This window comes from Mesorhizobium sp. ArgA1 (assembly GCF_053714375.1).
In genome coordinates this window covers 1-3,542 of sequence record NZ_JBSKBQ010000068.1, presented here as the reverse complement: position 1 = coordinate 3,542, position 3,542 = coordinate 1, and the positions used below count along the sequence as shown (strand labels likewise).

Sequence of the window (3,542 nt, the reverse complement as noted above, 5' to 3'; positions counted from 1 at the left end):
TAGTGGTAACACGCGCCGGCGCGCGCCTAACATGCTGACTTAATAACTTATTCTTACAGGCGGTGTTTAAGTCGGGTCATGGCTGTGCGAGGCGGATACGTGACGTCTTGTCGAATAGGTCCCAGCGCCGGAAATCTTCCTCGATGTATCTAACCGAATTGGGTGGGCGATCATCCAGACTCAGCGCCCGCATGCGGACAAATCTCCGATCCGCTTAGGCGCTTGCCCTGACCGACTTGTCCAGAATGTCGAGACCGCGTTGAAGCGTGGGCTCATCTATCGTCAAAGGAGGAAGAAACTTGATGACCTGGTTCTCGGCGCCGCATCGCTCTACTACAAGCCCATTCTCGAAGGCCTTGCGGGCGATTTTTTCGGCCAAGTTACCCGTGCCGCAATCGAGCCCTAGCATCATGCCCCTTCCGCGCGCCGAAAGGCTATGATCTCGACTGCTTTGAGCGAGCTGCCGAAGGTGCTCGTTCAGGACGCGCCCGTTTTCGGCAACGCGTTCACACAGGATTTCATTCGTCCAATATTTTCGCAAGGCGGCAGTCGCGGTCACGAGCGCCAAGTTGTTGCCTCGAAAAGTCCCGTTGTGTTCGCCCGGCCGCCACACGTCCAGTTCGGGTTTGAGCAACAAAAGCGACAGCGGCAATCCGCAGCCGCTAAGGGACTTCGACAAAACCACTATATCTGGTGATATCTCCGCGAACTCGAAGCTGAAGAAACTGCCCGTTCGGCCGCAGCCTGCCTGAATATCATCAACAATCAGGACGATGTCGTCCTTTCTGCAAATCCGCTCGATCGACTGCATCCACTCTTTGCTCGCAGGGTTGATGCCCCCTTCGCCCTGAACGGTTTCCAGAATGATCGCTGCGGGCAGATCAACGCCACTGCTTGCATCAGCGAGCATCTTTTCCAGATATCCCGAGCTGTCATTGTCGGCCCCCCAGTATCCGTCATAGGGCATAAACACTGCGCCGGCTGAAGGAAGGCCTGCGGCCTCTCTGTAGTATCGATTACCCGTTATCGAGAGCGCGCCCAAGCTCACGCCGTGAAAGCCGTTTGTGAATGAAATTATACTGTGTCGCCCAGTGACCTTACGAGCGAGTTTCAGAGCGGCTTCTACGGCATTGGCTCCAGTGGGCCCAGGAAATTGGAATTTGTATGTCAGGCCACGAGGGCGCAATACCACCTCGTCAAAACACTCCATGAATTGTCTTTTGGCTGATGTGGCCATGTCCAATCCATGAACGATTCCGTTCGATCTCAGGTATGCTATTGCCGCGTTTAGCAGATCGGGATCACTATGCCCATAATTAAGGACGCCCGCACCCGACAGAAAGTCGATAAACTCGGATCCATTCTCATCCTCGAGAATGGCTCCTGCGGCCTTTCTGAACACAACGGGAAAGGAACGCGAATATGACCTCACGTTCGATTCCATTTGTTCGAAGGCCGATAGCGAGTTGGGCCGACACTCGTTAAGCATGAACTGTCCCCCAATCAAATGATAGGATACTCGCAACGGCCTTCCGGTTATCTAGGCGAATATTGTTAATCACTATCCACAAGCCTTGCTCCGAAACCGATACCGGGGCACTTCTTGCTACCCGCTGCGGAGCAAGCTTCAAAATTTGTGCCAACGGCATAGTGGACCGCTAAGACAACTTCCTAGGGAAAATTCAGAGGGATAACGGCAGGACAGTAGTGCCGGCGAACGCCACCACCTGTGGCGGACTTAACAAAGCCGACAATAGTGTCGATGGCCGCCTTTATCGGAGTGCTGGGTACGAGTCCTTCGCGACTACAGCGGATCCCCGTGTCCGCCATGATTAACCGATGCAGGAAGAATTGGCCGCCCGCGCCCGAGCTCAGCATGCGCTACGGGCGCCCGAACAGCCTCGATGCCACCCGTTGCGCGGGGCCTTCCTGCCGGCGCTTTTCGAGATGCTCGCGGAAAGAACCCATAATGAACGGTTTGACCGCTACATCGCGCCGATGGCGTTGTTGAGTCGCACGCTGTGACGTCCTTCTGGCGTCACGACACGAAAGTGGTGAATCTGTCCGACATTTGTGAACGAACCATGAACTTTGATTGTTGGGGAAATCGGGGGGGCGCAGCGTCAGGCGACGAACCGCAAGCCAGCGCTCGACCACGGCGCGCATCTCCGGCTGGACGGCGAGTCGGTAGGCGTAGGGCGGCATTGCCTTCGGCGGCAGTGCCGCGACCTGTCCGCGATGGTAAAGCGTAACACGGAGCTGGGTGACCCGTGATCCAGGCCTTGGCTGGCGAGACGCGGTAGCGCTCGGCCGACCCCCAGAACATGCCGACATCCGCGCGCTCGCCGAAACGACGGATGGCGGCGAGCATGTCGTCGACATGACCGGCGTCGAGGCCTGCCGGAGTGCGGACGCCGAAGCGCAGTGCGATCCGCGGCAACGTCCACAGCATGGAAAGACGCGATGCCGAAGCGTTAAAGCCGAGACGGGTGAGCGCGTTCGTCATCTCCTCGATGCCGAGGTCGATGCCGAGGCCGCGCGCCACGTCGAGGACGTGAAGGTCGCCGACCGCCAGCATCCAGTCGAGATCGAGCCGCAGCCTGTCGGTCAACGCAAGATAATAGAGGTAGCTGCGCGCCTGGTAGGAGACGCGGTGGCTCAGATGCGTCCGGCGCTCACCGGACAAGCGACCAACCCGCTCGTCCATCGGCGCGGCAAGCCAGTCCTCGAGGCGGGCCCAGCGCGTCACGAAACGGTGCCGGTACTGGAGGCGGTGCTTGCGGAATGCGCGCCCGATCGGCAGGCGATCAAGAAAGGCTGCGTACTCCTCCTCTTCGCAATGAATGGCAAGCGTTGCCCCCGGCGGTGCAGCCGCCACATGCAGCGCGGCGGCCGAAACTGCGCCCGCCCTCATGCTCCCGCCTGCTTTCCAACTATCCCCGCTACGGCACCTCCGCCAGCACCAAGGGACTGTTCCTCCAACTTAGAGCACGTCCTGTTTAATCCGGTTCATATCCTGCGGCCTTAAAGTAGTTTGCGCATTCGGCTGGCGTGAAGAGGTCGAGAAGCTGACCGACGGCGTCCCACAATGCCTTGATGGTTCTCTCGGCCTTTGCTCGCAACAACGCCTTGAGCTTGGAGTCGGGACTGTAGGGCGGCAGGTAGAGCAGGCTTGCCCCTGCGGCCTCAATCGCGTCGCGCACGCCGGCGGCCTTGTGGGCGGGCAGGTTGTCCATGACGACTACGTCGCCCTCCGACAATGTCGGGACCAGCACCTGCTCGACATAGGCCACGAATACGTTGCCGTTCATAGCGCCGTCGTAGACGAAGGGCGCTGCCATGCCCGTCAGCCGCAGCGCTCCGGTGAAGGTCGTGGTCTTCCAGTGGCCATGCGGCACACCGGCCCGGCAGCGCTCGCCGCGCGGCGCTCTTCCACGCAGGCGGGCCATCTTTGTGGAGAGGCCGGGGTGAGTAGGCCGGAGGAATTTCACCTGCCGGCCTCTCGCAGAACGGTGCGTGAACCTCTCGATTCACACCGCTCC

General features: G+C 59.5%; 3 protein-coding genes and 1 pseudogene. 1 reads left to right on the top strand and 3 read right to left on the bottom strand.

Annotated elements, in window-relative coordinates; all coding sequences use genetic code 11:
* Positions 1-214: 214 nt before the first annotated feature.
* Positions 215-1,489, bottom strand: coding sequence for a diaminobutyrate--2-oxoglutarate transaminase (ectB, locus tag ACWGTI_RS32190; protein ID WP_454590622.1), 1,275 nt, complete (start codon positions 1,487-1,489; stop codon positions 215-217).
* A 350-nt stretch (positions 1,490-1,839) separates the two neighbouring features.
* Here ectB and ACWGTI_RS32185 point away from each other — a divergent pair, with 350 nt between their 5' ends.
* A complete protein-coding gene (locus ACWGTI_RS32185; RefSeq protein ID WP_454590621.1) occupies positions 1,840-2,025 on the top strand; it encodes a hypothetical protein in 186 nt (61 codons plus the stop codon).
* A gap of 13 nt (positions 2,026-2,038) precedes the next feature.
* Here the strand turns inward: ACWGTI_RS32185 and ACWGTI_RS32180 are convergent, their stop codons facing one another.
* A complete protein-coding gene (locus ACWGTI_RS32180) occupies positions 2,039-2,914 on the bottom strand; it encodes a hypothetical protein (RefSeq protein ID WP_454590620.1) in 876 nt (291 codons plus the stop codon).
* A gap of 85 nt (positions 2,915-2,999) precedes the next feature.
* A pseudogene (locus tag ACWGTI_RS32175) lies at positions 3,000-3,458 on the bottom strand (transposase); the annotation flags it as partial.
* Positions 3,459-3,542: the final 84 nt, after the last annotated feature.